Origin of the sequence: Geomonas diazotrophica, from assembly GCF_018919385.1 — a bacterium.
GTDB lineage: Bacteria > Desulfobacterota > Desulfuromonadia > Geobacterales > Geobacteraceae > Geomonas > Geomonas diazotrophica.
In genome coordinates, this window is record NZ_JAHLMF010000007.1 from 91,405 (window position 1) to 114,149 (window position 22,745).

Genomic DNA, 22,745 nt, shown 5'->3' on the forward strand with positions numbered 1-22,745 from the left:
GTGGCCGCCGGTCTCGCGGCACTCTTTAGGGAAGCGGCCGAGTCGGTGGCCGGCGCACAGGCGCTCGTTGTTACCGCGGGCGCCGGCATGGGGGTTGATTCCGGCCTCCCCGACTTTCGCGGCGACACCGGTTTTTGGAGCGCCTATCCCCTGTACCGCCGCCTCGGCATCAGCTTCGTCGACGCCGCCAACCCGGAACACTTCGAACGCGACCCCGCCTTCGGCTGGGGCTTTTACGGCCACCGCACCAACCTCTACCGCGCCACGGTCCCCCACGCCGGCTTTGCGCTCCTGCTTGACTGGGCCGCCCGCTTCGGCCTGGAGCTGTTCGTCGCCACCTCCAACGTGGACGGCCAGTTCCAGAAAGCCGGTTTCGCCGGGGACGCCGTCCTGGAGTTCCACGGCTCCATCCATCACCTGCAGTGCACCGGTCCCTGCTGCAACCGGATCTGGGACAACCGCGAACAGTTCCGGATCGACGAGGATACCATGCGCGCCGACCACGTGCCCCTTTGTCCCCGCTGCGGCAGGGCGGCGCGTCCCAACATCCTCATGTTCGGGGACTACGCCTGGATCGAGGAGCGCACCGCGCGGCAGCAGGAGCGCTTCCGGCAGTTCCTTTCCCGCCAATCCGGCAGGCGCGTCGTGGTCGTCGAGCTGGGGGCCGGGACCGCCATCCCCACCGTGCGAGCCGCCAGCGAGCGGATCGGCTCCCTCTCCGGCGCCCGGGTGATCCGCATCAACCCGCGCGAGCCGCAGGTCCGCGCACCGCACCTCTCCCTTCCCTGCGGGGCACTCGAGGGGCTAACCGGGATCGACGCGTTGTTGCGGCGGGATTAGCCGGGGGGGGGCGAATGATTATTCGCCCCTACAGTGGCTGACGATTGCGGGGTTTTGTTGGGGCGAATAACTATTCGCCCCAACAAACGGGGTCGTCCTTCGAATTTTCCCTCTCCCATGTCCGATTTTCCTGATGCATTCCCCTCTTTTCCGTATACGCCCGCCATAAAAAACCCTTGCGTTTTAAATTCTTAGTTGCTAGTATGCACATTTTTTAGGCAGATAAGGAAGTTATCACATATGCAAAACACCGTGGCCATCGGCTCTCTTACCTTGAAGAATCGGGTATTTCTGGCCCCTATGGCCGGCATCACCAACCTCCCCATGCGCATCATCGCTCGCGAGGGGGGAGCCTCCCTCACCTTTACCGAGATGGTCAGCGTCAACGGCCTGACCAGGGAGGGGCGCAAGAGTTTCGATCTGCTGAAGACCACCCCCGAGGATCGCCCGATCGGCATGCAGCTTTTCGGCGACGAGCCGGAGATGCTGGCCGAGGCGGCGCGGCTGGTCGAGGGGTACGGAGAACTGATCGACATCAACATGGGGTGCCCGGTGAAGAAGGTGGTCGGCACCGGCGCCGGCAGCGCCCTCATGAAGGACCCGGTCAAGGTGGGGCGGATCGTCCGTTGCGTGCGCAAGGCGACGGCACTCCCCTTCACGGTGAAGATCAGGACCGGATGGGTCTGCGGCGACGACACCTTCCTCGAGGTGGGGCGGATCGCACAGGAAGAGGGGTGCGACGCCATCACCCTGCATCCCAGGAGCCGGGCCCAGATGTTCGAGGGGAAGGCGAACTGGGCGAAGATAGGGGAATTGAAGAGTGCCCTGAAGATCCCGGTGATCGGCAGCGGCGACCTCTTCAGCGCGGACGACGTGGTCCGCATGATCCAGGAAACCGGTTGCGATGCGGTGATGGTAGCCCGCGGCGCGATGGGGAATCCCTGGCTGTTCCGGGAGGCGCTCGCCCTTATGGCCGGCGAGGTACCGGTGCCGCCGACGGTGGCGGAACGACTTGCGGTTGCCCGCAGGCATTTCGAGCTCTTCACCGAGTTCGAGGGGGGCAGGGTGGCCCTGATGGAGATGCGCAAGCATCTTGCCTGGTATTCCAAGGGGCTTCCGGGAGCCGCGCAGTTCCGTGCCGCGGTGAACCGGATCGAGCATGCTGCCGAGCTTGTCGGGGCGATGGAGGAGTTCTTTGATGGCTGACCGGTTGGAGAACTATTACGCGAATGTGGTCGACAGCGTGGGCGACGGTGTCATCGTCCTTGACAACACCGGCGCCGTGACGCTCGTGAACCCTGCTGCCGAGGAGCTGGCCGGCGTCTCCAGGCGCCAGGCGCTGGGGCATCTCTTCAGCGAGATCTTCAAGGACGACGCCGCCCTCAACGAGCTGGTGGCCAAGACCGTCAGCACCGGGATGTCCGTCTCCGACCACGAGAACATCGTGCTCAAAAGGGGAGGGCGGATCACCCCGGTGGGTACCAGCACCTCGCCGCTTTTGAGCTCCAACGGCGAGCGTATCGGCACCATCGTGCTCCTGCGCGACCTCACCAACGTGCGCGAGCTCGAGAGCGCCGTGCGCCAGGCGGACCGTCTCTCCTCGCTGGGCGCGCTCGCCGCGGGGCTCGCCCACGAGATCAAGAACCCGCTGGGGGGGATCAAGGGGGCGGCCCAGCTCCTGGAGATGGAATTCCCGGACAACGAAGACCTGAGGGAGTACGTGCGGGTCATGCTGAAGGAGGTGCAGCGGGTCAACCTGATCGTCGAGGAGCTGCTCGGCCTCGCCTCCCCCGGGCGTCTTAAGCTCGGCAAGGTGAACCTGCACCGGGTCCTCTCCGACATCGTCCTGTTGCAGAAAAACGCCTGCGAGGGGAAGGAGCTCTACCTGCAGCAGTACTTCGACCCGAGCATCCCCCCGATACTGGCTGACGAGGCCCTCTTGACCCAGCTGTTCCTGAACCTGATCAAGAACGCCATGGAGGCCGTGGGGACCGGCGGCGTGGTCAAGGTGACCAGCCGGGTCCTGGCCGACTACGCCCTGACCCAGAAGGGGGAGCGGCGGGCGCGCATGGTTGCCATCGACATCTCCGACAACGGTCCCGGCATCCCTTCCGACGTCCTGGAGAACATGTTCACCCCGTTTTTCACCACCAAGTCCCAGGGGACGGGGCTCGGTCTGGCCATCTGCCAGAAGATCGTGTCCGAACACCGCGGCATGATCAGGGTCGATTCCGGTCCCTCCCGCGGCACCGTCTTCACCGTCATGCTGCCGCTGGTACAATAACGGCCGTTCCACGTTCTATGTTCCAGGTTCTACGTCAGAAGCAATGAGGCTTCTGCGAGTTCACGGGATCTTGCATACGAGCACAAACGGCAAAGATAAGTCTAACGTCCTATGCTCTACCTAAGTTTGAAGCAGCGCCGCTTCAGGTTTCAACTTAGAACGTAGAACGTAGAACATAGAACGGTTTCTAGGAGTTTATATGTCGATCAACAACATACTGGTCGCGGATGACGAAGAGAGCATGCGCTGGGTCCTTTCCAAGGCCCTCAAGAAGAAAGGGTTCAACGTCGAGCTGGCCAAGGACGGCAACGAGGCGCTCAAGCTGATCAAGGAGAACGTCTACGACCTGGCGCTCCTCGACATCAAGATGCCGGGAGTCACCGGGCTCGAGCTGCTGGACCGGGTCAAGGAGGAGCGCGCCGACCTGATGGTGGTCATCATGACCGCCGAGGCGAGCATGAAGAACGCGGTCGAGGCGATGAAGCGCGGCGCCTACGACTACCTCACCAAGCCCTTCGACCTCGGCGTCATCGACGCGGTGGTGGAGAAGGTGAGCCGGGCGCGCGAGATGACCTCCCAGGTGTCGCTGCTGAAGGAGGAGCTGGCCGACCGCTACCAGCTCGAGAAGACCATCATCGGCAACTCCCCCGCCATGCGCGAGATCTACAAGACCATCGGCAAGGTGGCCCCTTCCGACGTCACCGTCCTGGTGCAGGGGGAGTCGGGTACCGGCAAGGAGCTTATCGCCCGCGCCATCCACTACAACTCGAAAAGGCTCGGCAAGCCCTTCATCCCGCTCAACTGCGCCGCCATCCCCAAGGAACTCCTGGAGAGCGAGCTGTTCGGTTTCGAGAAGGGGGCCTTCACCGGCGCCACCGAGAGGAAGCTTGGGAAGTTCGAGCAGGCCAACGGCGGCACCATCTTCCTCGACGAGATCGGGGACATGCCCATCGACCTGCAGGCCAAGATCCTCAGGGTGCTGCAGGAACGCGAGATCACGAGGACCGGCGGCAACCAGAGCATCCCCGTCGACGTCAGGGTGGTGGCCGCGACCAACCAGGACCTGGAGGAGAGCGTCCGCAACAAGCAGTTCCGAGAGGACCTCTATTACCGCCTGAACGTGATCCCGATCCAGCTGGTGCCGCTGCGCGACCGCAAGGAGGATATCCCGCTGCTGGTGCAGTACTTCCTCGGCAAGATCTGCGCAGAGCTGGAGGTGCCGCTCAAGCGCACTTCCGCCGACGCGGTGAAGCTCCTCAGCAACTACAACTGGCCCGGCAACATCCGCGAGCTGGAGAACACCATCAAGAGGGCGGTCATCCTTTCACCCGACCCGCTCCTGGTCGCCTCCGACTTCCCCGGTCTCAGGAGCCGCCAGGGGGAAGGGAAGGGGGAGGAACTGTCGCTTGAGGGGATCGTCGATCTGAAGCTGCGCGGCTGCTTCTCCAACATGGAGAAGATGGAGAGCGGTGACGTGCATGCCATGGTGCTGGAGCAGGTCGAGCGGCCGCTGATCCGCTTCGTGCTGGAGAAGACCCGCGGCAACCAGGTGCGCGCCGCGGACATCCTTGGCATAAACCGCAACACCCTGAGGAAGAAGATCACCGAGCTGGGGATCGAACTGCGCAAGGAGTAACAGGCAGGCTGAGGCTGAGTCAAAGATACAGAAGAACCGTTCCTATTCTTCCCCTTAGTCTTAATCTTTATCTTAATCTGCTTCTAGGAGGCTCCCATGACGACCCTGATGGACAGGTTTTTTCTGGAAAGAGAGAGTGCGCAACTGGTGGTGGTCGACGTGCAGGACAAGCTCTGCCGCGCCATGGACGAGAAGGTGCTGGGGAAACTGACCGGGAACATCTCGATCCTCCTCGACGCGGCGGCCGAGCTGGGCATCCCCGCCCTCGCCACCGAGCAGTACGTCAAGGGGCTCGGGGAGACTGTCCCCTCCCTGAAGGGGAAGCTCTGCACGCCGAGCCTGGAGAAGATGACCTTCAGCTGCTGCGGCGGCGAGGGCTTTCTGGAGACGCTGGAGAAAAACGGCAGGCGTCAGGTGATCCTGACCGGGATGGAGACCCACGTCTGCGTGCTGCAGACCGCGCTGGAGCTGTTGTCGCGCGGCTACGTGGTGCACCTGGTGGTCGATGCGGTGATGAGCCGGAAGAAGCACAACTGGGAGATCGCGCTGCAGACCATGACCCAGGCCGGTGCGGTGATGACTTCCACCGAGTCGGTCCTGTTCCAGTTGCTGCGCGTCGCCGGTACCGAGGAGTTCAAGAAGCTTTCTAAACTCGTGAGGTAGGGGGCAGGGTACTGACGTAGTGGTCGATCCGCTCGCGGTCGGTCTCGGAGATCCCGATGAACTGGACGCCCAAGCCTTCCGGGAGCGTGCTCTTTCTGCGGGCCTTGCTGGTGTTGAGCCAGGCGATTCGCGCTTTGGTCTGGATGACGGTGCTCACCGGTTCGGGCAGCACGAAGAGCAGTTCCAGCTGGGTGCCTTGTTCGAGGTCGACGTCGGTGGCGAGGTAGAGGCCGTTTTGGCTGAGGTTGATGCAAAAGCCTGAGAGGGTGAGGCCGAAAGCACGGAACTTCACGTTGAAGCGGCAGCTCCCCCTTCTGTCGCGCCGGTCCACGGCGGGCAGGTGCTTGCGGGCTGCCTCCAGGAAAATAAGGCGATCCAATGGTTTGAAGAGGATATCGTCGCAGCCCGCCTCAAGGCAGAGCTGGCGATCGGCCTCCTTCCCTTCAGAAGCGGTGAGTATCACCGCGGTGGAGAGTCGGGGGTCTTTTTTTATGGCGCGGCAGCAGTCGGCGCCGTCCATCACCGGCATGTGCAGGTCCATGATCACCAGGTCCGGGTGCTGTTCCCGGCAGATGCACAGTGCCTCCTCGCCGTTTCTGGCGGTAAAGACGTCGACCGCGGAGAGTGAGAGGAAGTCCTTCTCGAGTTCCAGGAACATGCTCACGTCATCGACCAGCAGGACCTTGTGTGCCACGTGTACTCCTACTTCGGTACCAACAAGCGTTTAGGATGAGGGGGAAAGTGGAACAAATCTGCCACGAAGCGCCGCACGAGCCCTCACGTCTTCCCCTTTGCAAAGGGGAGACAGAGGGGATTTGCCTGTAAAAAAAGGGGGCGAAATACGCCCCCCGATTGCCTGCCGATTACCCTTTCGCCAGCGTCTTCGCGATCACGTCGTGGTTGAGCCAGAAGACCGGCGCCTGCGGCTGCCAGGAACTGTTGAACATGAGGCTCCCTACCCCCTGGAACACGGCGCGGGAGAGCACGGCGCAGACGATCTCCTTCTGATCCGCGTTCATGCTGATCAGCTCGGCGGAGGTGTTCAGCATGTACTCCTGCTGCTCCGGCTTGTTGTGCTGCGGCCAGCTCTCGAAGTCGCGGGTGCTGGTCACAAGCTCCGAGGTGAGGTAGGTGTTGGCGATCTGCAGCAGATCGTCGATGGTCACCCCTTCGCGCAAAAGGGCCTGGCACTCCTTGAGCACCGACTCCACCCCTTCCGCGCGCAGCGCGGCCATCAGGGGGTACAGGGAGTTCTCGACGCCGAGGAAGAGGGCGCTCGAGTTGGTGAGGATCTCGGGGCAGTTGTAGACGGTCGCCTTGATCCCCTTTTCCCACGCCTCGATGGCGATGTCTTCCAGGCGGATCTTGGCCCACCCCTGCAGGTACGGTGTGTAGGACTGCCAGGTGACGACGCCGTCGATGAGCACGGCGGTGCCGTGGTAGCCGTAGGCCGCGTAGCTGGTCTGGTGCTTCTCCCTGAGACCGGCGGTGGCGTCGATGAGGTAACGGAAGGTGTCCGCGGTCACCTCGTTGAAGCTTGCCTCGCACAGTTTCCCCATGTCGGAGTTCCAGAACGCCTCCGAGGAGAGGAAACGGTCCCCCTGTCCCTTGAAGAGCTTGTTCAGGATCGGCATGAAGACGCGGGCGCGCGGGATGCCGCCGGCCATGGTGTGGACCACGAGCAGGTTGCTCCCGGCCGGGATCATCTTTTCCAGTTCTGCCACGACGGCAGTGAGGTTCTTGCAAAAGCGCTCGGTGCCGCGCTTCTTGGAGTACTCGATCTCCGCCGGGTCGAGCTTGATCGAGCCCCAGTCGTCCGGCTTGACCCCCTTGAAACGGTCCACCGGAGAGACGCCGTCCTGGCCGGGCTCCATGTCGAAACCGGCCTCCAGCGGGATGTTGATGATCTTCCCCCCGAGGCCCGCCTCGGCGGTGGCGAGCTCTTCCTCGTTGAGCGGACGGAGCGTGCCGTCCGCATCGCGCCTCCCGACGGTGGCGCCGATGACGGTCATCCCCTTCGCCCTGGCCTCGTCCACGATGCCGTTGGCGTAGCCGCGGCCGAACAGCTCGCCGCAGAGAAACAGCACGTCCCCTTCCTTATATCCGGCGCACGCCGGCACTTCCGTCATTGCATGGTATCTGCTCATCTAGGTTCCTTTCTATGTTGGTGTGCTTCTCCCCCCGCAGGTGGAGAAGGGGAGGGGGATAGGTAGCCGTTCTCCCTCCCTGACCCTCCCCCTTCGGGGAGGGAACGAAACAGCCTAGTATTCTTCCCTGCTGCTCAGGTTCTCGAAGCGGGTGAACTCGCCGCGGAAGGCGAGGTCGACGGTGCCGATGGGGCCGCTTCTGTGCTTGCCGATGATGACCTCGGCCTTCCCCTTGAGGTCCTCGTTCTCCTTGTCGTACACCTCGCCGCGGTAGACGAACATGATGATGTCGGCGTCCTGCTCGATTGCCCCCGATTCCCTCAGGTCGCTCATCATCGGGCGCTTGTCGGTTCTCTGCTCGAGGCTTCGGTTCAGCTGCGACAGGGCGATCACCGGTATGGAGAGTTCCTTGGCCAGCGCCTTCAGCGAGCGCGAGATCTCGGAGATCTCCTGCTGGCGCGATTCGCTGTTGGCGCCGCCGCGCATGAGCTGCAGGTAGTCGATGACGATGATGCCGATGTCGTGTTCGGCCTTGAGCCGCCTCGCCTTGGAGCGGAGCTCCATCACCGTGATCGACGGGGTGTCGTCGATGAAGATCTTGGAGTTGTGCAAAAGCCCGGCGCCCTTGATCAGCTTGGGCCAGTCGTTTTCCTGCAGGTGGCCCGAGCGCAGGCGGGTGAGGTCGACCCGGGAGGCGGAGCACAAAAGCCTCTCCACCAGCTGCTCCTTGGGCATCTCCAGGGAGAAGATGGCGGCCGGGAACTTCTTCTCCGAGTCCACGGACGCGTACTGGGCCACGTTCAGGGCGAAGGTGGTCTTCCCCATCGCCGGACGTCCCGCGATGATGACCAGGTCGCCGGCATGAAAGCCCGCGGTCAGCTTGTCGAGGTCGGTATACCCGGTGGGGACGCCGGTCACCAGCTCCTTCTTCTCGTAGAGGAGCTCGATGTTCTTGATGGTGTCCTTGAGGATGTCGCTGACCTTGTAGTAGGAGGGGCGGAGCTTGTTCTCAGAGATCTCGAAGATCACCTTCTGCGCCGAGTCGAGGAGCTCCTCGACCTCCACCTTGTCCTCGAAACCGTTGCTGACGATGTCGGTGGCGGCGGAGATGAGCTTCCTGGTGATGTACTTCTCCTTCACGATCTTGCAGTAGTAGGAGATGTTCGCCGCCATAGGGACGAAGTCGACCAGGGTGGCCAGGTAGGCGCCGCCTCCCACCTCTTCCAGCTCACCCTTCTTGCGCAGGATGGTGGTCATGGTGATCAGGTCGCAGGGCTCGCCGCGCTCGTTCAGCTCGATCATGGCGCGCATGATCTTGCGGTGGCTCTCCCGGTACATCTCCTCCGGGGTAAGGACCTCGAGCACCCGGTTGATCGCCTCGTTGTCCACCAGGATCCCTCCCAGGATGGACATCTCGGCTTCGATGCTCTGCGGCGGCAGTTTTCTCATCTCCGCTTGGTTCATACAGTTCCTCAAAAACAACTAAGCTGCGCCATGGTGCAGCGGCGCATGCGGGTTTGACTGAAACGCCGAATTCTACCCGTAACCGGCGCTGTGGTCAACAAAATTGACTGGTTGGAATGACGATCGTGGCCCGTGCGCTGCAGTTCCGGCCGGTTGCAGCCGTCACACGCAGCACTCCTTCAGGAAGGCGAGCGACTTCAGTTCCCGGTCCAGGTGGAGGTCGATGGCGGGGTTCAAGAGGAGGTCCGCCTCGTGCAGGAGCGCGTCCGGAAAGAGCACGGCGCCGAAGCGCCCCGTCTGCATGGCGCGCGCCAGCAGGGACGCGGTCTCCTCTGAGACGCCGCGCACCTGCAACTCGGGCTGGTAGCCCAGTATCTTCAGGAGGTTCACCGCGAAGAACCGGCGGTCGGAGGGTGAGGCGGGGGCGTCGTTCAGGCGTTCCAGGTAGCAGTACAAAAGGCGGAACAGGCGCGGGCTCGGTTCTTCCTCGGGGGTGAGCCGCTCCACCAGTTCGCAGGCATAGGCGGCGCAGCCGATCTTGGCGAGGTCGGCGCGGATGCCGGGGAAGATGCCGACGATGTCTGCGCCGGAGATGGTTGGGAGGCCGTGGCCCAGGTGCAACTGGACCTTCAGGTGCGCGAAGGGGTCGAGGGCGCCGGCGAAGCGTTTCTTGCTCCGCTTGGCGCCGCGCGCCACCCCCTGCAGTTTACCCTGTTCCAGCGTGAACAGGGTGACGATGCGGTCCGCCTCCCCGAAGTCGGTGAGGCGCAGCACTATCCCTTCGGCCTCGGCGTTTTTCATGGAGGGAAAGTACCATTGCGGCAGGTGGCGAGTCAACAAAGATGCGGGGGGCGGGATGCACGACCTGTAAGGGCGAATGATCATTCGCCCAGCCCTGGAGCCCCGTGTTGTCATCGGCCCGTGCGAGGGTGGCGAAGGATTATTCGCCCCTACAGTGTAGGCCATGGCGGTTTTGGGCAGCCCACGCCTCACTAGCCCCGCATGTTCAGCCTGTGCATCAAAATCCCCAGATACCGGTTCAGCGGGTGGCTTCGGGGAAGGGACTTGATGGGGGGAGTCCCCCTGGTGCCGCACTTGGCGAGCTCGGTGTAGAACTCCTGTCCCCCGCCCATCTGTACCCCCTTGCGCAGGGTCTCCAGTCCCTTTCCCTTCTCGCCGGTCAGGATCAGTATCCGCCCCAGGTTCAACCGGACGCGCAGGTTGTCCGGGGCGGCCCGCAACGCCTGCTCGGCCAGCTTGAGGGCTTCGTGGCAGTCGCCGCCGCTCTTGGCCTGGCTGAAGGCGAGATCGGAGGCGGTTTCCGGGGCATCTTCCAGGGCCTGGGCCTGTCCGAAGCAGCAGCGGGCCAGGAAGTAGAGCTGGCGGTTCAACGCCTCGACCCCCTTTTGCCGCAGTTCGAACACGTCGCTCCCCGGCTGGATCTGGTCCACCTTCTCCATCACCAGGTAGGTCGTGGGGGGGAAGCCCTCCAGGAACTCCTCCCGGTGCAGCTCGATGAAGGAGCAGGGGGGCTGCGGGAAGTGCACGTCCCCCTCGTAGCGGCCGTGCACCACGGTGAGGTAGATCCTCTGGCACAAGGGGAGCGCCTCGCGGAACACCCCCTCGCCGCCGCAGATGAACAGCTCCTCGTCCCCCTCGGCGGCCGCGATCCCTTCCTGGAGGGTGCGGGCCACGATGACCCCCTCGGTCCTCCCCATGCTCTTGCTGAGCACGATGTTCTTGCGCCCGTCCAGCGGGTGACCTATCGACTCGAAGGTCTTTCTCCCCATCAGCACCGCATGTCCCATGGTGAGGCTTCGGAAACGAGCCAGGTCGGCGGGGATGTCCCAGGGAAGCTTCCCGTGCGCGCCTATCACCCTGTTGTCAGACATGGCAGCAATGATGGAAATGATCATAAGGCCTCCGCGGTCACTTTTGATTGCAAAACACTAGCGCAGCGTCACCACCGTCACGCCGTCGCCCCCTTCGAAGCGCTCCCCGGTCCGGAACTCCGCCACCAGCGGATGGCCGGCCAGGTAGCCCCGCACCCCCTTCATCAGGGCGCCGGTCCCCTTGCCGTGCACGACGCGCACCTCGGAGATCTGCTCCAGCGAGGCGTGGTTCAGGAAGGGCTCCAGCTCGCCGATCGCTTCCTCCACCCGCAGCCCGAGGAGGTTGATGCTGGTTGCGGGCCCCTGCGGGGCGGAGTCGGCCTCCTGCTGCCGGGCGCGCTGCTTACGTACCTTCTTCGGCTCTTTCCCCTTGGGCTTTAACAGGGAGATGAGGGCGACGTCCAGTTCCATGCTCCCGGCGCGCACCCGGGCCCTTCCGGCGCGGTGGTCGACCGAGAGGATGGTGGCGTCGCAGTTGAGCGGCTTGACGAAGAGGATGTCCCCGGCGGCTACCTGTTCCGGAGCGACGTTCTCCTCCGGGTGCAACCCGTCCAGCGCGGCCTCGACCTCGCGTGCCGCCTGGTCCAGCTTCTCCTTGGCTTCGCGTGCCTTCTCGCGCTTGGCCTCGTCGATCAGCGCGGCCACGTCGCGGCGGGCCTTGGAGATGATCTGCTGTGCCTCCAGGAGTCCCTTCTCGCGGGCGTCCTGCACGAGCCTCGCCGCCTCGTCGCGCCGGTCCACCAGGTTCTGCTCGGCCCGGGTCAGCTTCTCCTCGCGCTCGGAGAGCGCCGTAAGGGTGCGGTCCAACTGCTCGCGCTTCTCCTTCAAATCGCGCAACAGGGCATGGAAGTCAGCCTCCATGGTGCCGATCATCCCCCGTGCGAAGCGCACCACCCGCTCCGGGAGCCCGTAACGGCTGGCGATCTCGAGTGCATGCGACTCGCCGGGTTCCCCCACGGCCAGCCGGTACAACGGCGCCAGCTTCTGCCGGTCGAAGGCCATGGCCGCGTTCACCATCCCCGCTTCGCGCTGCACGAAGCCGATGATCTCGGTGAGGTGCGTGGTGGCGACCACCAGCGCCCCCTTGTCCTGTAGCTCCTTCAACACGGCGCAGGCGATGGCCGCCCCCTGTCCCGGCTCGGTGCCGGTGCCGAGCTCATCCAGCAGCACCAGGGCGCCGCGGTCGGCCTGCTCGATGATGCTGGAGATCTTTGAGATGTGGGCCGAGAAGGTCGAGAGGCTCTCCTCGATGGACTGCTCGTCCCCTATGTCGACCAGGATGCTCTTGACCAGCGGCAGGATGGTGCCGGGGAGGGCGGGGACCGGCATGCCGCAAAGGGCCATGACGCTCAGGAGTCCCGCGTTCTTGATGGCGATGGTCTTCCCCCCCGTGTTGGGGCCGGTGACAACCATGACCCGGTTCTCCGAGGCCAGTTCCAGGTCCAGGGGGACCACATCCTTCCCCATCAGGGTGAGGATCGGGTGGCGCGCCGACTTGAGCAGTATGGTGGGGGTGTCGGCGATGACCGGGGTCTCGCTTTTTAGGCGGTCGCTCAAGATGGCGATGCAGTTCAGGATGTCGAGCTCGACCAGCGCCTCGAACTGCCGCAGGAGCTCCTCGGCGTCCTCCCTGATCCAGTCGCAGATCTGCCGGACGATGCGGATCTCCTCGGCCCGCTCGTCGGCCACCAGGTTCTCCAGTTCGTTGGCGAGGCCGATGATCTCGAGGGGCTCCATGAAGGCGGTCTCGCCGGAGTTGGAGACGTCGTGCACCACCCCCGGGACCATCCCTTTGGAGTCCATGCGCACCGGGATGACCCAGCGCCCCGACCTCTGGGTGATGAAGTCGTCCTGCAGGAAGATCGCGGTGTGCCGCTCGCGCACGATCTCCTCGAGCCGCTTCTTGATGCGGGAGGTGAGCCCCTTCTTCCGGCCGCGGATGTCCGCCAGAAGCCGGGAGGCCGTGTCCAGGATCTCCCCTTCCTCGTTCACCGTGTGTTCCAGCGGGTTCAAAAGGTCGGGGAAGCCGCTGATGCAGCCGGCCTCCGAGAGCAGCAGCGGGACGTCGGTGCGGTAGGCGAGCTGGGAGGCCACCGCGGCCATCACCCGCAGGGTGGGGATGAAGCGTTGCAGTGCGATCGGTGCGATGACCGCGCCGGCGGGACGGACCGCCTTCACCTGCGGGGTGATGTCCTCGAAGGGGGCGAGCTTCAGCGCTATGCCGAGCCTGGTCAGCTTCCGTATCTCGTCGACGAGTCCCAGGCGCAGTTCCATCTCCTGGCGGCTGTGAAGCGGGGCTATGGCGAGGGTACCGTAGTGGGATGCCTCGCAGTGGGCGAAGGTTGCGGCGGTTTCCAGGATCTTGTCGAATTCCAGCCGCTTCAGGGTGTCCTTGTCGATCATGTAGATAACTCCGGGTGAATAAACAGGTAAAGGCCAAGAGGGGAGGCTTTCAGCGAAACCCTCGACTCCTTGGCCCCGTTCCGATCAGGTTCGATTGTGCTACAAAAACCAGGCGACCGGGCTGAAGAGGCGCTCAAGGACGCGCACCGGCCATCCCCTTCTCTCGTGCTCGTGCAGCACGATGCACCGGGCCCCGGCAAAGTCGCTCTCCAGCATGTCGGCGACCTGGGCGCCGAAGTCGCGGCTGTCCACCACCACGTTCAGTTCGTAGTTCCTGTGGAAGCTCCTCAGGTCCATGTTGGCTGAGCCGACCATGGTCCAGTTGCCGTCGATGAGGAGCACCTTGGCGTGGAGCACCGCGCGGTCCATCTCGTGGATCTCGACGCCGTTTTTCAAAAGCTGGCCGTAGTAGGTCCGGCTCACCAGACGCACCAGGGGGACGTCGCTCTTGTAGGGAAGCAGCAAGCGCACCCGCACCCCGCGCCCTGCCGCCCTGAGGAGCGACCTCACCACCCGCGGTCCCGGTATGAAGTAGGGGCTCGCTATGGTGACGCTTTCGGAGGCGCCTGCGATGGCCACCCTGAAGGCGCTCCTGATGAAGCTCCGTTTCAGGTGCGGTCCGCCGTTCACTACCATGACTTTCGCATCGCCGTCAAGTTCGGGAAGGGGGGCGGGGTCGGTACCTGCCGGCGGGACGCCGACCTCCCCGGTCCAGGTCTCCCGGAAAAGGCGCAGCAACTCGACTCCCGCCTCTCCCTCGATCTTCAGTCCCACGTCGCGCCACTTGGTCTTTTTCTTCCCGAAGCCGGAGTAGACGTCGGCGATGTTCATGCCGCCGGTGAAGGTGCACCAGCCGTCGATGATGACGATTTTGCGGTGGTCGCGCTTGTCGAACCAGGCGATCCCCCGGCTGAAGGGGGGCGGGTTGAAGGGGGCGCAGTTGACGCCTCCCTTGGCGAGCCTCTTGAAGTAGGCGGCAGGGGTCTCGAAACAGCCGATGTAATCGTACAGCACGTAGACCCGGACCCCGCGCGAGGCCGCGGCGATCAGTGCGTCGGCCACCATGCGCCCGGTCTCGTCGTCGGCGATGGTGTAGAACTCCAGGCAGATGCTTTCCCGGGCCAGTGGGAGGGCCTCCAGGAGCGCGGTGAAGAATTCGGAGCCGTAGCGGTACAGCGTGGCGCGGTTGCCGAAAAACGAAACCGCCTCGGTGTTTCTCCGGAAGAAATCGAAGAACTTCGCGGTTTGAAACAGCAATTGCTTTCTTTTTCGCCGCACGCTGGACATAGGCCTGATCCAAAAGCGAAAAGCGCGGAAATAACGTCAACCGGTTACTTCCGCGCTTCGGGTGTTACGACTAAGGGGGGTACCCGTTAGACAGAGACAACTTCCTTGACGCCGGGGATCTTGTCCTTGATGGTCCGTTCGATCCCCATCTTGAGGGTCATGGTGGACATCGGGCAGTGGCCACAGGCCCCAACCAGTCGCACCTTGACAATGCCGTCGTCGGTTACTTCTACGAGTTCAACATCACCGCCGTCGGCCTGAAGCGCCGGCCTGATGCTTTCCAGAATTGCTTTTACTTCTTCGGTCATGTACTCCTCCAGTGAACTTTGGTTTGGAATGGTATGAGTCTATAGGATTTTTACAATAATTGCAAAGCCCGCCGACACCCCGCCGCGCGGGGTGCGGGTTCGCCTTTAATCCTTGCCGTGCACGCCGGGCGTGGTGAGAGGGTAGGGTGCCAGCACCTCTACGAGTTCCTCCTCGGTCAGTATGCCCCTCTCCAGGATCACGTCCCGGATGCTCCTGCCGCTCCTGGCCGATTCCTTGGCGACCTCGGCCGCCGCGGCATAGCCGATGCTCGGCGCGAGCACCGTGGCGAGCCCTACGGACTGCTCCAGGAAGGTGCGGCAGCGCTCCTCGTTGGCGGTGATGCCGGTGACGCAGAGGGTGGTCAGCTGGTGCAGGCAGTTCTTCAGGATCTCCATGGAAAAGAGCAGGTTGAACGCGATCACCGGCATCATCACGTTCAGTTCCAGCTGCCCGGCCTGGGCTGCCAGCGCCACGGTCAGGTCGCACCCCATGACCTGGAAGCAGACCATGTTGGTCACCTCCGGGAGCACCGGGTTCACCTTGCCCGGCATGATCGACGAGCCGGGCTGCATGGCGGGGAGGTTGATTTCAGCGAGGCCGGTGCGCGGTCCCGAGGAGAGCAGGCGGAGGTCGTTGGCGATCTTGATCAGGTTCACCGCGGTTCCCTTGACGCTCGAAGAGAGGGCGACGAAGGGATCCATGTTCTGCATCCGCTCCACGAGACTCTCGCCGCGGGTCAGCTCCTGGCCGGTCTCTCTCGCAAGAGCCTCGACGATCAGGTCGATGAAGGCCTGCTCGGCGTTGAGCCCGGTCCCGACCGCGGTCCCCCCGATCCCCAGTTCCCTGAGTCCGGCGAAGGTGCGCTCGAGGCCTGAGCGGTTGTTGGCGATGGCGATGGACCAGGCGCTGAATTCCTGCCCCAGCCGGATCGGCACCGCGTCCTGCAGGTGGGTGCGCCCCGATTTGAGGATGTGGTCGAACTCGATCCCCTTGCGGGCGAAGGCGTCGGAGAGATCCCGCAGCTCGTTGTCGAGCTCCTGTGCCAGTTCCAGCGCCGCCAGCCGCATGGCGGTGGGGAAGACGTCGTTGGTGGACTGCGCCATGTTGACGTGATCGTTGGCGTTCACGCGGGCGTATTCGCCGAGTTTCCCCCCGAGGATCTCGTTGGCGCGGTTGGCCAGTACCTCGTTCACGTTCATGTTGTGGGAGGTGCCCGCGCCGGCCTGGAACGGGTCGACCACGAACTGGTCGGCAAACTGTCCAGCCAGCGCCTCGTCGGCGGCCTTTACGATGGCTTCGCCCAGATCCATTTGCAGCCTGTGCGTGGTCATGTTGGCGATGGCCGCGCATTTCTTGATCCTGACCGTGGCACGCACCAGGGCCAGGTGCGGCCTGAGCCCGGAGATGGGGAAGTTGTTCACTGCGCGCTGCGTCTGGGCGCCGTAGTAGGCGCCGTCAGGGACCTCGACGGGCCCCATGGTGTCTTTTTCCAAGCGGTGTGTCATGACTAGCTCCTCGTTCTCTTATGTTAAACCGGTCCGAGTCTCTGTCTCATTATTCCGCTATCAGTGTACCAGATCCGCCAGTGTCAGCAGCTCTTCCGTACTCTTCATCTCGAAGACGTGGCACCCAAGGGATTCGGGAACCGCCAGGTCGATGCGGTAGCGGTCACCGACGAAGAGTGTCTCCTGCGGACGGCAAGAGATCTTCGAGAGTATGTCCTCGACGATCCTGCGGTCGGGCTTCGGGATCCAGTAGTCCTCGATGGTGAACACCCGGTCCAGCAGGCCGTTCACGTCGATCTGCGTCATGATCCGTGCGGAAAGGTCGCGGTTGTTGTTGGTGTAGAGGTGGAGCCGGAAGCGGGTCGACAGAAGCTGCAGCAGTTCGCGGACACGGCGGTCCGGCTTTAGAAGCCTTTCGGGATGGCAGTCGGCGGCGAACCTTCTATGCAGCTCCTGCAGGGTCCCCCCGAGGGTCATGACGGCGTGGCTCAGCGTCCCCGCGGCGCCGTCCGCAGCGCGTGTTGCCTCAAGGAGGGCTTGCGCCTGCGCGGCAGAGACCCCCTTAAGGTCCGCCACGTAGAGGACGGCGCTTTGGTTGACCTCCTCTCCCAGCCGCTCCTCCTGGTACAGGGTCCCATCGAGGTCGAAAACGATCGCCTTTACCTGTTCGCGAAGGCCGGGGTGGCGGGTCACAGCCCCATCCCCCATTTCCTCATGCAGAGGAGCTGCGGGTTCTCTACCCCTTTGGCCTGGATCAGCACCTTGAAGGTGTCGCCCATCCCCCCCTCCGGGAGCATCAGCTTCTTGATGGCGAGCCGGTGTTTCAGGCTCTCCTGTTCGTCCTTCGCCTGCGCCACGAGCTTCATCAGCTCCTCGATCAGCCCCACGCCCATGAGGAAGCGGTACTGTTCGCCGTACCAGACCGCTGCCAGTCCACCATCGTTGCCCGCCTCGATCAGCGAGCTGAAGTTGATGTGCGTGGTGATGTCCTGCTCGCCGACCAGCTGGTACGGGTCCTCGTTGGTGCTGTGCTTGTGGTAGCAAAGCAGTGTGCCGTTGCGTCTTTGCGGGGTGTAGAGCTCTTCGGAGAGGTAGCCGTAATCGATGGTAAGGACGAATCCCCGCTCCAGTGTTGCGGCGGCGGAGGCGATCCAGGCGGGTGCGGCCAGGTTGATCTCCGCACGTTGGCCGGGCATGAGCCGCACGTCGAACTTGCGCAGGTAGGCTTCCAGTTCCGGGGTGGACGGGGCTAGGAGCCGCTCGCGGAAACCGTTGGCGTCCGCCGATACGAAGACCTCCCTGAGCCCTTCATCCGTCATCTCGACGAGGTGTACCGGCATGGCGTCGAAGAGTTCGTTGGAGATGACGCAGCCGGTGAACTTGAGGGCGCCGCCGGCCAGTTCCTGCGGAGAGCTCCAGGCCAGGTGCCCGGCGTGCCGCTCGAGGCGCGCGGCCTGGGCCTGCTGGAGGGAGGGCTCCTTCTCTATCAGGCGGTAGGTGAGATGGGCGTAGCAGGCGGGATTCTCCTCGGCGATGGCGTCCAGGATGTCCTGGGCCAGTTGGCCGCCACCCGCGCCGGCTTCGGCGACGGTGAAGGAGTCCGGCGAGCCGAGGAGCTCCCAGAACCGGCCGATCTCGCGGGAGATCAGGCGGCCGAAGGCGCTGTGCACGTTCATGCTGGTGTAGAAATCCCCCTCGGCGCCCACCTTGCGCCCCGGGGAGGTGTAGTAGCCCAGGTCGGGTTCGTAGAGAGCGCTCTCCATGAAGGAGGCGAAGGTGATGTCACCGCGGGAGCGGATTCGTTTGAGTATGATTTCTGCCAGTTTCGTCGTTGCTGCTGCCTCTGCCATTAAAAGCCCTCCTGAATCTGAAGGTCTTTTTATATACGGAACGAAAATGGTTGTCAACGCGGCAGGGGGAGGGACGGTCAACGATCCGGCCAAGACCCGGGAGAGGCAAGCGGGGAGGGATGGTCGCACCTGTTCGGGCGTGCATGATCTATAAAGGAAACGTCGTCGAGATAACTGCCTTAACGCGCTTCTGCGTGCAGCTTGAGGCCCAAGGCTGCAATGATTTTCAGGATCGTGTCGAAGCTGGGGACACGTTCTCCAGAGAGCGCCTTGTAAAGGCTTTCGCGTGAAAGACCGGCTTCACGTGCCACCTGCGACATACCCTTGGCACGCGCAATATCACCAAGAGCCTTTGCTATGAACGCAGCATCACCATTGGCTTCTTCCAGGCAGGCTTCCAGGTATGCCGCCATTTCCTCGGGAGTTCTAAGGTGTTCTGCAACGTCATAGCGACTTGTGGTTGTTTTCGTCATTTTCAGCTCCTAAAGATTCAGCGCTAGGTGCAGCGCTCTTTTGATATCGCGGGACTGGCTGCTTTTATCACCGCCGGCAAGAAGAATGATGACCTGGTTGCCGCGTTTTGTGAAGTAAACCCGGTAGCCGGGGCCATAGTCTATCCGTAATTCAGATACACCATCACTGACTGTCTTGATGTCTCCTGCGTTACCGCAGGCCAGCCGCTCGATTCTGACGAGGACGCGCGCCTTGGCGTCGAGGTCGCGCAGGTTGTCGAGCCACTTCTTGAAGGTGTCCGTCTTCCGGATCTCTGGCATACCTTGACTGTATCCTTCGGGATACATATTGTCAATCCGTGGTCCCTCAAGACAGGCATTGCTCTCGTCTGGAGGAAAGAAACAGTTGCTGGGGGGCGGGAGGCTACTGACCGTTGTGGTAGAGGGACGCCGTCGCCTGGACCATTTCTGCCAGCTCGAAGCGCAGCGCTGCAGGTTTCAGGAGTTCGGCGTGGGCGCCGTAGGAGAGAAGCCAGGCGAGGATCTCCATCTTGCCGCCGGCGTGGAAGCTCAAAACAAGCGAGCCGTCCGGCTGCGCCTCGATCTTTTGGGAGGAGTGCCAGACGCGGTCCCTGATGGCATGCGCGATGGACGCGGAGAAACGGATCACCACGTCCATGGGGGGCTCCGCCACGATGCCGAAGGCCTCTCCCAGCGCCTGGCCGGGATGGAACCCTTCCGGTATCTCGAAGCGCTCCTTCAAGGGCTCCACGCCGCAGATGCGCTCGACGGCGAAGGTCCGCAGCGCCTCACGCTCTTGCGCGTAGCCCAGGAGATAGATGCCCCCCTTCTGGAAGAGCAGGGTGTAGGGATCGACCCGGTAGTCGACGGCTTCGGGGCGCCCGGGAGAGCGGTAGGAGATGACGACGGTGTGCTGGTAGAGAAGGGCGTTGCGGATCTGTTGCAGGTAGTCGGCGCAGCGCGAGTAGTCGCGTTTGCCCTGCAAAAGCGGCAGTGAGACCTCGGCAATGCGCTCCATGTGCGCGGCAAGGCGCGGCGGCAGCACCGAGTTCACCTTGCGAAAGACACTCTGCATCTCCTCCATGAAGGGGGTCCCCTTGAGGAGGTCGAGCTGGGAGCGCAGAAGGGAAAGGGTCATCAGCTCCTGCAGCGTGAAGCTGATGGGAGGGACGTCCTTGAAGCGGGTCAGGAAGCGGTACACCTTTTCGCCGTCCTGCCAGTCCGAGATGAGCGGGTAACCCGCCTCCTGGATGGCGACCAGGTCGCGGTGGATGGTGCGCTTGTTGACACCGGTCTCCTCGGCGAGTTCGGCCACTGAGATGCCGTGACGCGCCTCGATGAGGCGAATCACGTCGTGGACCCTGCCCGCCTGGGAGTATTTGCGCGGGGGACGTCCCTTTCCGGTCACGGCTGCTCGGGCTGCTGCTCGCCGGTCGTGGCCTTGGGCTTGCGGCGACGGCGTTTGCGCTTGGCCGCGGCATCACCTGTGGCGGACTCACCTGCGGGCGCGCTTTCCACCGGAGCCGGTTTGGCTTCCTTCTGCTCGGCCTTCTCCTTGCCGGGGCCGGACTTGACGCCTCTGCCGCGAACTTCTCCGCGTCCTGGTTTCCCCCCGCGATCGCCGGGCTTGCCGCCCCTGCCGCCGGGCTTGTCGTCGGTGCGGCGGGGAGGCCTGGCCGTTCTCTTGTAGTCGTGGACGAACATGTCGTCCTCGGCCCATTCGGTCGGGATCTTCTGCTTGATGAAATCCTGGATCGCCTCGATGTAGAAGGCGCCGTCCTCGTCGGCCAGCGAGATCGCCATCCCCTCTGCGCCGGCGCGGGCGGTGCGGCCGATGCGGTGCACGTAGTCCTCGCAGTCCTGGGGCAGGTCGTAGTTGATGACGTGCGATACACCTTCGATGTGGATGCCGCGCGAGGCGACGTCGGTGGCGATCATGATGGGGAGCGCGCCCGCCTTGAAGTCGGAAAGGATCTTCATCCGCTTTCTCTGCTCCACGTCGCCCGAGATCACCTTGCAGGGGAAGTCGTTGGCGTTCAGGCGGTCCTGCAGGTATTCCGCCTCCCGCTTGGTGTTGACGAAGATCATGGTGCGTTCCATGCCCATCTTGCGCAGCAGGCCGAGCAGCAGGGGGAACTTCTCTTTTCTGGAGGCGTGGTAGAGTACCTGCTCGACGCGCTCCGCGGTCATCTGCTCGGGCGTCACCGAGACCTTTTCCGGCATGTTCATGAACTCGTAGGCGAGCTCCATGACGCGCGTGTTCAGGGTGGCCGAGAAGAGGAGGTTCTGGCGTTTCTCGTAGGTCGGCAGGCGCCGGAGGATAAAGCGGAGGTCGGCTATGAAGCCCATGTCGAACATGCGGTCGGCTTCGTCTATGACCAGGGCCTCGACGTCCTTCAGCGAGTAGACCTTCTGCTTCAGGTAGTCGATCAGGCGTCCCGGCGTGCCGATCACGATGTCTGCGCCGGCTTTGAGCGCGTCGCGCTGTTTCATGTAGTCCACGCCGCCGTAGATGGCCTGGATGTTGAAGCCGGTGTACTTGCCGAGTGACTGGGCGTCCTTCTCGATCTGGACGACCAGTTCCCGGGTCGGTGCCAGGATCAGTGCGCGGGGATGGTGCTCGGCGCCGGTTTTCTGTTGGCTCAAAAGCCTCGTGAAGATGGAGATAAGAAAAGTGGCGGTCTTGCCGGTTCCGGTCTGGGCCTGGCCCGCGACGTCCTTGCCGGTGAGGGCAAGCGGCAGCGCCTTTTCCTGTATCGGTGTGCAGTCGGTGAAGCCGGTTTCGTCGATGCCTTTCTGGACCAGTTCCGGCAGCTGCAGCTCTGAAAATTTCATGTTTGTGTTTTCCTTTTTTGCCTTATTTCAACCGGATACAATTAGCATGTTGTGACTAAAATGGCAATGACAGAAAGGAGAGCAGGGGTAGTATGAAATAAATAGCATTTAACGCAAAGACGCCAAGCCGCTGTGGCGCAAAGACAAAAGCGTGGCTGTTCCCCCGTCTTCCCCCTGATCTCCTTCCGTAGGGTCTTCTCTCCTGGTGTGGGTTAAATACAGATTATTTAACGCAAAGCCGCAAAGTCGCGAAGAAACATATGAGCTGTGTCTGTCCTTTCCCTGCATCGCCTTTCTTGGCGTCTTGGTGCCTTGGCGTCTTTGCGTTAGGGGTTGTGTTGGGCGTGTGTTGTTGCCTTCTTAGCGCCTTTGCGCTTTGCGTTACCCAACGGGTTTTTCTTTCGTCTTCCTTCTTTAGCCCCTTCGCGTCTTTGCGTGTGCCTGATGCCTTTGCGGCTTTGCGGCTTTGCGTGCCGCGGTTTTTTGTGTTATGTTCCCCGCGACAAAAAACGCAAGAGGTACAGATGACGCAATCCTTCATCCACATCGAATCCCCCAACTACCTTAGACTTCAAGACCTTCCCACCCCTCCCGACTGGCAGGGCATTTTCGGCAACGACAACAGGCTCGCCCTGGAGATCGGCTGCGGCGTGGGTGACTTCATGCTGAAGACCGCGCTGGACCAGCCGGAGACCAACTTCATCGCCATAGACTTCTACAACAAGGGGTGCGACAAGACCTGCCGCCGCATAGACCGCCACGGCGTCGGCAACGTGCGCGTGGTCCGTGACGAGGCGCGCGCCTTCGTCACCGAGCGCATCCCCAAGGGGAGCCTCTCCGCGATCTACATCAACTGCCCCGACCCGTGGCCCAAGAAACGGCATCGCAAAAGGCGTCTGGTGAACAAGGAGTTCATCGAATTCCTCCTCGATTACATGGTCCCCGGTGCCGATTTCTTCTTCGCCACCGATTTCGACGACTACGGCATCGACGTCGCCAACGCCCTCCCCGGGGTGACCGCGCTGGAGAACCAGTTCCTCCCGGACCTGTACCGCCACGAGTTCCCCGGCTACCACCTCTCCAAGTACATGCGCAAGTTCATGGCCGAAGGGAAGCAGATCTACTTCATGCACTACAAGGTGAAGTAGGGAGGCGGA

At 62.9% G+C, this 22,745-nt stretch carries 21 protein-coding genes; 6 read left to right on the forward strand and 15 right to left on the reverse strand.

The genetic code is table 11. The features are described 5' to 3' along the window. The 5 genes from KOM00_RS09280 (at nt 1) to KOM00_RS09300 (ending at nt 5,423) form a co-directional block, all read left to right on the forward strand. Nucleotides 1–840: an SIR2 family NAD-dependent protein deacylase gene (locus KOM00_RS09280; protein ID WP_239027620.1), complete on the forward strand. Its 840-nt coding sequence runs from the start codon at nt 1–3 to the stop codon at nt 838–840. Between the two features lie 240 nt (nt 841–1,080). Further along, nucleotides 1,081–2,046 (forward strand): tRNA dihydrouridine synthase DusB, encoded by a 966-nt coding sequence (gene dusB, locus KOM00_RS09285; protein ID WP_216498641.1) that lies wholly within the window; start codon nt 1,081–1,083, stop codon nt 2,044–2,046. Continuing rightward, nucleotides 2,039–3,124, forward strand: coding sequence for a two-component system sensor histidine kinase NtrB (locus tag KOM00_RS09290; RefSeq protein WP_216498642.1), 1,086 nt, complete (start codon nt 2,039–2,041; stop codon nt 3,122–3,124). Before dusB ends, KOM00_RS09290 begins: the two co-directional genes overlap by 8 nt. Nucleotides 3,125–3,323: 199 nt before the next feature. After that, nucleotides 3,324–4,760 (forward strand): sigma-54-dependent transcriptional regulator, encoded by a 1,437-nt coding sequence (locus KOM00_RS09295; RefSeq protein WP_216498643.1) that lies wholly within the window; start codon nt 3,324–3,326, stop codon nt 4,758–4,760. Nucleotides 4,761–4,856: 96 nt separating this feature from the next. Next, nucleotides 4,857–5,423: a hydrolase gene (locus KOM00_RS09300; RefSeq protein WP_216498644.1), complete on the forward strand. Its 567-nt coding sequence runs from the start codon at nt 4,857–4,859 to the stop codon at nt 5,421–5,423. On the opposite strand, the gene KOM00_RS09305 is transcribed toward KOM00_RS09300, so the two are convergent. The 15 genes from KOM00_RS09305 to KOM00_RS09375 all read right to left on the reverse strand — a co-directional run bounded on the left by KOM00_RS09305 (nt 5,407) and on the right by KOM00_RS09375 (nt 21,588). After that, nucleotides 5,407–6,117 carry a response regulator gene (locus tag KOM00_RS09305; RefSeq protein ID WP_216498645.1) on the reverse strand — a complete coding sequence of 237 codons (711 nt, stop codon included), beginning with the start codon at nt 6,115–6,117 and terminating at the stop codon, nt 5,407–5,409. The genes KOM00_RS09300 and KOM00_RS09305 overlap by 17 nt on opposite strands. A 169-nt stretch (nt 6,118–6,286) precedes the next feature. Then, complete coding sequence (locus KOM00_RS09310; protein ID WP_216498646.1) at nt 6,287–7,570, reverse strand: enoyl ACP reductase FabMG family protein; 1,284 nt, start codon at nt 7,568–7,570, stop codon at nt 6,287–6,289. Nucleotides 7,571–7,684: 114 nt separating this feature from the next. Beyond that, on the reverse strand, nt 7,685–9,034 hold the full coding sequence (gene dnaB / locus KOM00_RS09315; protein ID WP_216498647.1) for a replicative DNA helicase: 1,350 nt from the start codon (nt 9,032–9,034) through the stop codon (nt 7,685–7,687). 162 nt (nt 9,035–9,196) lie between these two features. Continuing rightward, entirely contained in the window at nt 9,197–9,835 is a 639-nt protein-coding gene (gene recO / locus KOM00_RS09320) for a DNA repair protein RecO (protein ID WP_216498648.1), read from the reverse strand. A 191-nt stretch (nt 9,836–10,026) separates the two neighbouring features. Further along, nucleotides 10,027–10,950 carry a dihydrofolate reductase gene (locus tag KOM00_RS09325; protein WP_216498649.1) on the reverse strand — a complete coding sequence of 308 codons (924 nt, stop codon included), beginning with the start codon at nt 10,948–10,950 and terminating at the stop codon, nt 10,027–10,029. Nucleotides 10,951–10,983: 33 nt separating this feature from the next. Then, a complete protein-coding gene (locus KOM00_RS09330) occupies nt 10,984–13,329 on the reverse strand; it encodes an endonuclease MutS2 (protein WP_216498650.1) in 2,346 nt (781 codons plus the stop codon). A gap of 99 nt (nt 13,330–13,428) precedes the next feature. Next, complete coding sequence (locus tag KOM00_RS09335) at nt 13,429–14,616, reverse strand: phospholipase D-like domain-containing protein (protein ID WP_216498651.1); 1,188 nt, start codon at nt 14,614–14,616, stop codon at nt 13,429–13,431. Between the two features lie 86 nt (nt 14,617–14,702). Further along, on the reverse strand, nt 14,703–14,924 hold the full coding sequence (locus KOM00_RS09340; protein ID WP_216498652.1) for a NifU family protein: 222 nt from the start codon (nt 14,922–14,924) through the stop codon (nt 14,703–14,705). 105 nt (nt 14,925–15,029) lie between these two features. Continuing rightward, complete coding sequence (locus KOM00_RS09345; protein ID WP_216498653.1) at nt 15,030–16,430, reverse strand: aspartate ammonia-lyase; 1,401 nt, start codon at nt 16,428–16,430, stop codon at nt 15,030–15,032. A gap of 60 nt (nt 16,431–16,490) precedes the next feature. After that, nucleotides 16,491–17,123, reverse strand: a complete 633-nt coding sequence (locus KOM00_RS09350; RefSeq protein ID WP_239027621.1) for an HAD family hydrolase — start codon at nt 17,121–17,123, stop codon at nt 16,491–16,493. Continuing rightward, complete coding sequence (locus KOM00_RS09355) at nt 17,120–18,280, reverse strand: class I SAM-dependent methyltransferase (RefSeq protein WP_216498655.1); 1,161 nt, start codon at nt 18,278–18,280, stop codon at nt 17,120–17,122. The genes KOM00_RS09350 and KOM00_RS09355 overlap by 4 nt, the downstream gene beginning before the upstream one ends. A gap of 179 nt (nt 18,281–18,459) precedes the next feature. Then, nucleotides 18,460–18,753 (reverse strand): addiction module antidote protein, encoded by a 294-nt coding sequence (locus KOM00_RS09360; RefSeq protein WP_216498656.1) that lies wholly within the window; start codon nt 18,751–18,753, stop codon nt 18,460–18,462. Between the two features lie 9 nt (nt 18,754–18,762). After that, complete coding sequence (locus KOM00_RS09365) at nt 18,763–19,053, reverse strand: type II toxin-antitoxin system RelE/ParE family toxin (protein ID WP_216498657.1); 291 nt, start codon at nt 19,051–19,053, stop codon at nt 18,763–18,765. 103 nt (nt 19,054–19,156) lie between these two features. Further along, nucleotides 19,157–20,161, reverse strand: a complete 1,005-nt coding sequence (locus KOM00_RS09370) for a helix-turn-helix transcriptional regulator (protein WP_216498658.1) — start codon at nt 20,159–20,161, stop codon at nt 19,157–19,159. Further along, entirely contained in the window at nt 20,158–21,588 is a 1,431-nt protein-coding gene (locus KOM00_RS09375) for a DEAD/DEAH box helicase (RefSeq protein WP_216498659.1), read from the reverse strand. Before KOM00_RS09375 ends, KOM00_RS09370 begins: the two co-directional genes overlap by 4 nt. Before the next feature lie 524 nt (nt 21,589–22,112). Between KOM00_RS09375 and trmB the strand changes: the two genes are divergently transcribed. Then, nucleotides 22,113–22,736, forward strand: a complete 624-nt coding sequence (trmB, locus tag KOM00_RS09380) for a tRNA (guanosine(46)-N7)-methyltransferase TrmB (RefSeq protein WP_216498660.1) — start codon at nt 22,113–22,115, stop codon at nt 22,734–22,736. Nucleotides 22,737–22,745: the final 9 nt, after the last annotated feature.

Excerpts from the sequence above, each read along its gene's own strand:
- dusB (WP_216498641.1), top strand. The coding sequence starts at position 1,081 with ATGCAAAACACCGTGGCCATCGGCTCTCTTACCTTGAAGAATCGGGTA.
- KOM00_RS09290 (WP_216498642.1), top strand. The coding sequence starts at position 2,039 with ATGGCTGACCGGTTGGAGAACTATTACGCGAATGTGGTCGACAGCGTG.
- KOM00_RS09295 (WP_216498643.1), top strand. The coding sequence starts at position 3,324 with ATGTCGATCAACAACATACTGGTCGCGGATGACGAAGAGAGCATGCGC.
- KOM00_RS09300 (WP_216498644.1), top strand. The coding sequence starts at position 4,857 with ATGACGACCCTGATGGACAGGTTTTTTCTGGAAAGAGAGAGTGCGCAA.
- KOM00_RS09310 (WP_216498646.1), bottom strand. The coding sequence starts at position 7,570 with ATGAGCAGATACCATGCAATGACGGAAGTGCCGGCGTGCGCCGGATAT.
- dnaB (WP_216498647.1), bottom strand. The coding sequence starts at position 9,034 with ATGAACCAAGCGGAGATGAGAAAACTGCCGCCGCAGAGCATCGAAGCC.
- recO (WP_216498648.1), bottom strand. The coding sequence starts at position 9,835 with ATGAAAAACGCCGAGGCCGAAGGGATAGTGCTGCGCCTCACCGACTTC.
- KOM00_RS09325 (WP_216498649.1), bottom strand. The coding sequence starts at position 10,950 with ATGATCATTTCCATCATTGCTGCCATGTCTGACAACAGGGTGATAGGC.
- KOM00_RS09330 (WP_216498650.1), bottom strand. The coding sequence starts at position 13,329 with ATGATCGACAAGGACACCCTGAAGCGGCTGGAATTCGACAAGATCCTG.
- KOM00_RS09335 (WP_216498651.1), bottom strand. The coding sequence starts at position 14,616 with ATGTCCAGCGTGCGGCGAAAAAGAAAGCAATTGCTGTTTCAAACCGCG.
- KOM00_RS09340 (WP_216498652.1), bottom strand. The coding sequence starts at position 14,924 with ATGACCGAAGAAGTAAAAGCAATTCTGGAAAGCATCAGGCCGGCGCTT.
- KOM00_RS09345 (WP_216498653.1), bottom strand. The coding sequence starts at position 16,430 with ATGACACACCGCTTGGAAAAAGACACCATGGGGCCCGTCGAGGTCCCT.
- KOM00_RS09355 (WP_216498655.1), bottom strand. The coding sequence starts at position 18,280 with ATGGCAGAGGCAGCAGCAACGACGAAACTGGCAGAAATCATACTCAAA.
- KOM00_RS09360 (WP_216498656.1), bottom strand. The coding sequence starts at position 18,753 with ATGACGAAAACAACCACAAGTCGCTATGACGTTGCAGAACACCTTAGA.
- KOM00_RS09365 (WP_216498657.1), bottom strand. The coding sequence starts at position 19,053 with ATGCCAGAGATCCGGAAGACGGACACCTTCAAGAAGTGGCTCGACAAC.
- KOM00_RS09375 (WP_216498659.1), bottom strand. The coding sequence starts at position 21,588 with ATGAAATTTTCAGAGCTGCAGCTGCCGGAACTGGTCCAGAAAGGCATC.
- trmB (WP_216498660.1), top strand. The coding sequence starts at position 22,113 with ATGACGCAATCCTTCATCCACATCGAATCCCCCAACTACCTTAGACTT.